Here is a 6,667-nt window from a genome sequence, read left to right as displayed (position 1 = left end):
TCATGACGGACTGGTTGAGGCGGTGCAGGTCATTTGCGACCATGCGAATGACAGCCTGCTGGTCTGCATTCATGGCCGATGATTGCTCCTCGGCCCGTTCCTTTACGCGTGTCTGCGGTGCCATGATTTTCTCCTTGTTTGGCGTTGCAGCGACGATCTCCTGATCGCCGGAATGGCGAGGCGGCAGATGTGGGCCAGGCCGCCTCGCTGATTTTTATTCGGCCGCCGGACGGAATTGCGCCGTTTCGGTCGATTCTTTCATGGCCGTTGTCGAGGACTGGCCGCCAGTAATCGCCAGCGATACCGCGTCGAAATAGCCGGTTCCGACCTCGCGCTGGTGCTTGGTGGCGGTGTATCCATTGGCCTCGGCGGCAAATTCCGCTTCCTGCAGCTCCGAATAGGCCGACATCTGCCGGTCCTTGTAGCCGCGGGCGAGTTCGAACATGCCAAAGTTGAGCTGATGGAACCCGGCCAGCGTGATGAACTGGAACTTGTAACCCATTGCACCGAGTTCGCGTTGGAACTTCGCGATTGTCGCCTCATCCAGGTGCTTCTTCCAGTTGAAGGAAGGCGAGCAGTTATAGGCGAGGAGTTTGTCCGGATGTTCCTTGCGAACACCCTCGGCGAAGCGCCTGGCCTGTTCGAGATCGGGCTTCGACGTTTCGCACCAGATGAGGTCGGCATGCCGCGCATAGGCGATAGCCCGGGCGATGCAAGGTTCAAGGCCGTTCTTCACCTGATAGAAGCCCTCGGCAGTGCGCCCCGCATCGTAGTCCACGAACGGGCGATCACGCTCGTCGATGTCGGATGTGAGAAGCTTGGCGGCTTCCGCATCCGTGCGCGCGATGACCAGCGTCGGCGTTCCCATGACGTCGGCGGCGAGCCGCGCAGCATTGAGGTTGCGAATGTGCGCTGCCGTCGGGATCAGAACCTTGCCACCGAGATGGCCGCATTTCTTTTCCGATGCGAGCTGGTCCTCGTAGTGGACGCCCGCAGCGCCGGCCTCGATGAACGCCTTCATGATTTCGAATGCATTGAGCGGTCCGCCGAAACCAGCTTCTGCGTCAGCGATGATCGGCGCAAACCAGGTCTCAACCGAAAGGCCCTTGCCCTCAGCCGTCTCGATCTGATCGGCGCGCTGGAGCGTCTTGTTTATGCGCTTGGCCAGTTCCGGCGCTGCATTGGCCGGGTAGAGCGACTGGTCAGGATACATGGCTGAAGCTGTGTTTGCATCGGCAGCAACCTGCCATCCGGAAAGATAAATTGCCTTGAGGCCCGCGCGAACCATCTGCATTGCCTGATTGCCCGAGAGAGCGCCCAGCGCATTGACGAAACCATCTTCATGAATGAGCTTCCAGAGCCGGTTGGCACCGTTTTCAGCGAGAGTATACTTGATCTGAACCGAGCCTCTGAGGCGCAGGACATCGTCAGGCGTATAGGGGCGTTCGATACCATCATAGCGGTCCTCCGGAGCGTTTGGTACAAGGTTGTAAAAATCGGTCATTCTCATCTCCACAAAGAGTTTGCGTCCCGCAGCCCGATGTTCTTACGACTACGTTGATATGACTAAATTTACATTGCGGCGCGGTATGGTCCAGATATTTCGAGGTTTTCGGCAGTTATTTCGAGTTAGCCTGTGGCGAGATTGACAAGTCGCAATTGTAAAGTTGTAAATCTTGTAATAGAGTCTGACCGTGTAAATATTTGTCAATGAGCGGTTATGATGCATGGCTGAGGGCAAGATATTCGCAGGTCCCCGTATCAGGCGCATCCGCAATGAGCGGGGCCTGACGCAGACGTCCATGGCCGAGGCGCTCGGCATTTCTCCGTCCTACCTAAATTTGATTGAGCGCAACCAGCGCCCGTTGACGGTACAACTCCTCCTCAAGCTCTCGTCCACCTACAAGATCGAGCTCGATACGCTACAGATGGAGACGGGCTCCTCCATGGCGGCACTGAAGGAGGTGTTCTCCGATCCCTTGCTCAACGGCGAATTGCCCGGCGACCAGGAACTCATAGAAATCAGCGATGCGGCGCCCAATGCGGCGGCCGGCGTCATCAAGCTTTATCGCGCTTACCGGGAACAGCTGGAGCGACTTACCGATCTTTCGGAGCTTCTTGCCCAGGACGGGCGCGCGCCCTCGCTATCGGCAACGCGCCTTCCCCTCAACGAGGTGCGCGAGATTCTCGAGCGGCGCGCCAACCACTTCCCGCGCATTGAAGGTGAGGTCGAAAGTTTCCTCACCCTTATCAAGCCCGGCGACGAGTTACTGGCTGCACTCAAGATTTGGCTCAAGAGCGAGCACGGAATATCGGTGCGCATCCTTCCCGTAGCAACCATGCCGAATTGGCGCCGCCGCTACGACCGGCATTCGCAGCGGCTGTTCATTTCCGAGCGGCTCTCACCTTTCGACCAGCTGCGCGAGGTGGCGATGGAAGCCGTGCTGATGCGCATGCAGGTGGTCATCGCCGCCGAAATCCAGGAGCTAAAACTGTCCTCGGACGAGGCCCGGCGCATCGCGCGCTTCGAGCTCGGGCGCTATGCAGCCCATGCACTGATGATGCCCTATCAGGCATTCCAGTCGGCCGCGACCCGCGCGCGCTATGATATCGACGTCTTGCGTTCGCGCTTCAACGTGTCTTTCGAACATGCGGCCAATCGCCTGACCACGCTTCAGAACCCGAACGGTATTGGCTTCTTCATGCTCGAAGTCGATCATGCCGGCAATCGCTTCCGCCGTGCAGGAGCCCAGGGCTTTCCGCAATCGCGCTTTGGTGGCGATTGTCCAAAGCTGCCGGTGCATTCGGCCTTTGCGCAGCCCGGACAAATCCTGGTCGAGGCGGTCGAGATGCCGGATGGCGCCGAATTCCTCACGGTCGCCCGTACGTTGGAGGGCCCGCAGGGCGCTTTCAACGAGCGTCCGCGGCGCACGGCGATCCTTGTCGGCTGCGACATCGCCTTCGCCGACGATACAGTTTACGGTAGCGCGCTCGGCAATCGCAGCATCAGCGCCGCACCGCTCGGCAAGTTTGTCGGTATGACGCAGGTCGGTCCGGCGTGTCGCCTTTGCGAGCGCGTCGCTTGCCTCTCGCGAGCCGAACCGCCGGTCACGCGCCCGCTCGGTCTCGACGAAATGGTGACGGGTCTCAGTGCGTTCGATTTCCAATGAATGCCGGAATGGCGCAAAACCGATAATAGCTGGTCGTTTTAGCAGCTTGACCGGGCGCAAAGCATTGGCATTCTCCGCGCATGAGTGCCACTGCCATACCAATGCCACCCGTTGCAGGTCCAGACCCCGTCAAGAGCTCGGCGGAGACGGCCGTTGGCTGCCTTCTCGTCGCGGGCTCGGCGATCGCCTGGAGTACCGGCGGAGCGTTTGCCGCTTTCTTGACGTGACCGACAACTGGACCGTCGTGTTCTGGCGGTCGGTCTTTGCGGCGCTGTTTCTCCTTTGCTTCATGCTGGTGCGGGACGGTCCACGCGGCACATGGCGGCTTTTCAGGACCATGGGCATAGCGGGGGTAGGCGTGGCGATTTGCTTTGCCATTGCCTCGTCCTGCTTCATCATCGCACTTTCCTACACAACCGTCGCCAATGTGCTGCTGCTGCAAGCGGGCGTTCCGCTCTTCGCCGCGCTCATTTCCTGGGTACTGTTTCGCGAACGCGTGAGCGTTGCGACCTGGATCGCCATTGGCACCGTCATTGCCGGGGTGGCAATCATGGTGTCGGATTCTCTCGATGGCGAGGTTTCGCCGATAGGCGACATGCTGGCGCTGCTGATTGCCATATCCTTCGCAACCGCAACGGTGATCACGCGCCGCAAGGCGCATCTGCGCATGACCCCCGCGGTCTTCCTCGGCGTGGTCATTGCCGCTTGTGTCGCCTCCACCATGGCTGGGCAATTCATCGTCAGTGCGCGCGATTTCGGCCTGCTTTTTGCCCTTGGCGCCATCAATCTTGGCCTCGGCCTCGCGCTTTTCGTCAGCGGCGCCCGGCTGCTCCCGTCGGCGCTTGCCGCGCTGATCGGCACTCTCGAACCTGTGCTTGGTCCGGTGTGGGTCTGGTTGCTGCACAATGAGGTGCCCGCGCCGCGCACGATCCTCGGTGGCGCCATCATCCTGATCGCTGCTCTTGCATCTCGGCTGGGAATATGGCCGTCAACGGCGCCGAACCGCCTGACGGCGCATCCACGCTCTCCGATTGCAGTGCACAAAAAAATCACGCTCCCGCAAAATTCGGCGGCCAAGTCTTCGCAACCCAGTTGACGAAGCAGTTGCAATCTAAAAAGGTAGTCACACTACGGGAACACGGCCACGTCGCGGGAATGGCGTGCCGGCAGCATGGAGACCTAAATGGGAATGAAAACTGTTCTGTTGACAGCCACGCTTGCGCTTGGCCTTGCGAGTTCGGCATGGGCCGCGGATCGCGTCGTCAACGTCTATAATTGGTCGGACTATATTGATCCTACAATCCTTGAGGACTTCACCAAGGAAACCGGCATCAAGGTCGTCTACGACACGTTCGACTCCAACGAAATTCTTGAAACGAAGCTCCTTGCGGGTGGAACGGGATACGATGTCGTCGTTCCGACTGCCAACTTCCTTCAGCGCCAGATTGCCGCCGGAGTTTTCCAGAAGCTCGACAAGTCGAAGCTGCCGAACCTTTCCAATACCTGGGACGAAATCAACCAGCGCATCGCCACCTATGATCCGGGCAATGAATATTCCGTCGACTACATGTGGGGAACGACCGGCATCGGCTACAATGCCGACAAGATGAAAGAAATTCTCGGCTCCGACGAGAAGCCGACCTGGGACGTGCTCTTCAAGCCGGAACTTGCGGCAAAGTTCAAGGATTGCGGTATTCACATTCTCGACTCGGCTTCCGATGTGATGCCGTCCGCGCTCAACTATCTCGGCCTTAATCCCGACAGCAAGGACCCCGATGAACTCGCCAAGGCGGGCGCCTTGCTCGAGTCGATCCGCCCATATGTGCGGAAGTTCCATTCGTCGGAGTACATCAACGCGCTCGCCAATGGCGATATCTGCCTTGCCCTCGGCTATTCGGGCGACATCCTGCAGGCAAAGACGCGGGCGGACGAAGCCAAGGCAGGCGTGAACGTTGCCTACACGATCCCCTCGCAAGGCGCACAGATGTGGTTCGACCTGATGGCGATCCCCGCAGACGCCCCTCATCTCGCAGAGGCACATGAATTCATCAACTATATGCTGAAGCCCGAAGTCGCCGCCAAGGCGTCAAGCTACGTTTCCTATGCCAATGGCAACAAGGCTTCGCAGGCCCTGATGGACAAGGCCGTCTTCGAAAACCCCGAGGTCTACCCGGATGAGGCGACTCTGAAGAAACTCTTCACAGTCACGCCTTATGACACCAAGATCCAGCGAATCGTCACACGGATATGGACGAAAGTGGTCACAGGCCAGTAACTCCAAAAAAACCCCGGCACACCTGCCGGGGTTTTTCGCGTTATGAACAGACACCGGGGCAAGATATGAAATCACTGGGAAGCTTTCGCCGCAAATTCGCGCCTTGGAACGATCCTGAGGCCAAGCCCTTCATCGCCATCGAGAACGTTACGAAGAAGTTTGCCGATTTCACTGCCGTCGATGACCTTTCCCTGAATATCTACAATCGAGAATTCTTCGCGCTGCTGGGCGCATCGGGCTGCGGCAAGTCCACCTTGCTGCGCATGCTCGCGGGTTTCGAAGAGCCGACCGCCGGTCGAATTATGCTTGACGGTCAGGACATGCGCGGCATCCCGCCCTACAAGCGCCCGGTCAATATGATGTTCCAATCCTACGCGCTTTTTCCGCACATGACGGTTGAAGGAAACATTGCCTTTGGCCTGAAGCAGGACGGCATGGACAAGGCCGCTATCGAAACGCGCGTTGCCGAGATGATCAAGCTCGTCAAGCTCGAGCGGTTTACCAAGCGCAAGCCGCATCAGTTGTCGGGTGGCCAGCGCCAGCGCGTCGCCCTTGCCCGTGCCGTTGCCAAGCGGCCGAAAGTACTGTTGCTCGACGAACCACTTGGCGCGCTCGACAAGAAGCTGCGCGAAGAAACGCAGTTCGAACTCATGGATCTGCAGATGAAGCTGGGCCTGACATTCGTGGTCGTGACGCACGATCAGGAAGAGGCGATGACCATGGCCGACCGCATTGCGGTCATGGACAAGGGCAAGGTCATGCAGGTGGCGACCCCGGCGGAAGTCTACGAGGCCCCGAATTCGAAATTCGTCGCCGACTTCATCGGCAATGTGAACATGTTCGAAGGCATGACCGAGAACGTGGCCAACGGCAAGATCGAAATCGCCGTCATGCCGGACAACATGCTGATCCGCACCGACGCAACGAAGAACTGCGCCGTCGGCCAGCCGGTTGGATTTGCCATCCGGCCTGAGAAAATCCGCATCAGTCGCCAGCAGCCGGCCGACGCCACGTTCAACTCCGCGTACGGAGAAATGTGGGACATCGCCTATTTCGGTGACGTGACGGTCTTTCATGTAAAACTCGACAGCGGGCGGATCATCAAGGCGGCAAGCCTCAATGCCATGCGCACAGTCGAAGATCCGTTCGGCTATGACGACAAGGTGTGGATCAATTTCGATACCGATGCAGGTATCGTGCTTACCGCTTGAGAAGGGGCGAT

At 58.8% G+C, this 6,667-nt stretch carries 4 protein-coding genes and 1 pseudogene; 4 read left to right on the top strand and 1 reads right to left on the bottom strand.

The features are described 5' to 3' along the window. Nucleotides 1-214: 214 nt before the first annotated feature. Nucleotides 215-1,504 (bottom strand): isocitrate lyase, encoded by a 1,290-nt coding sequence (gene aceA, locus AAAB35_RS12120; RefSeq protein WP_340668534.1) that lies wholly within the window; start codon nucleotides 1,502-1,504, stop codon nucleotides 215-217. Between the two features lie 223 nt (nucleotides 1,505-1,727). Here aceA and AAAB35_RS12115 point away from each other — a divergent pair, with 223 nt between their 5' ends. The 4 genes and pseudogenes from AAAB35_RS12115 to AAAB35_RS12100 all read left to right on the top strand — a co-directional run bounded on the left by AAAB35_RS12115 (nucleotide 1,728) and on the right by AAAB35_RS12100 (nucleotide 6,656). Next, nucleotides 1,728-3,170: a short-chain fatty acyl-CoA regulator family protein gene (locus tag AAAB35_RS12115; protein WP_340668533.1), complete on the top strand. Its 1,443-nt coding sequence runs from the start codon at nucleotides 1,728-1,730 to the stop codon at nucleotides 3,168-3,170. A 101-nt stretch (nucleotides 3,171-3,271) separates the two neighbouring features. Beyond that, nucleotides 3,272-4,266: pseudogene (locus AAAB35_RS12110) on the top strand (DMT family transporter). An 87-nt stretch (nucleotides 4,267-4,353) separates the two neighbouring features. Then, complete coding sequence (locus tag AAAB35_RS12105) at nucleotides 4,354-5,445, top strand: polyamine ABC transporter substrate-binding protein (RefSeq protein ID WP_340668532.1); 1,092 nt, start codon at nucleotides 4,354-4,356, stop codon at nucleotides 5,443-5,445. Nucleotides 5,446-5,510: 65 nt separating this feature from the next. Then, on the top strand, nucleotides 5,511-6,656 hold the full coding sequence (locus AAAB35_RS12100; protein ID WP_340668531.1) for an ABC transporter ATP-binding protein: 1,146 nt from the start codon (nucleotides 5,511-5,513) through the stop codon (nucleotides 6,654-6,656). The last annotated feature ends 11 nt before the right edge of the window (nucleotides 6,657-6,667 follow it).

This window comes from Phyllobacterium sp. (genome assembly GCF_037994425.1).
GTDB lineage: Bacteria > Pseudomonadota > Alphaproteobacteria > Rhizobiales > Rhizobiaceae > Phyllobacterium.
The sequence above is the reverse complement of the archived record's forward strand: the minus strand, read 5'-3'. Positions and strand labels throughout refer to the sequence as shown.

What these genes read in the sequence shown, in the direction of transcription:
- aceA (WP_340668534.1), bottom strand. Translation starts at nt 1,504, where the DNA reads ATGACCGATTTTTACAACCTTGTACCAAACGCTCCGGAGGACCGCTAT.
- AAAB35_RS12100 (WP_340668531.1), top strand. Translation starts at nt 5,511, where the DNA reads ATGAAATCACTGGGAAGCTTTCGCCGCAAATTCGCGCCTTGGAACGAT.
- AAAB35_RS12105 (WP_340668532.1), top strand. Translation starts at nt 4,354, where the DNA reads ATGGGAATGAAAACTGTTCTGTTGACAGCCACGCTTGCGCTTGGCCTT.
- AAAB35_RS12115 (WP_340668533.1), top strand. Translation starts at nt 1,728, where the DNA reads ATGGCTGAGGGCAAGATATTCGCAGGTCCCCGTATCAGGCGCATCCGC.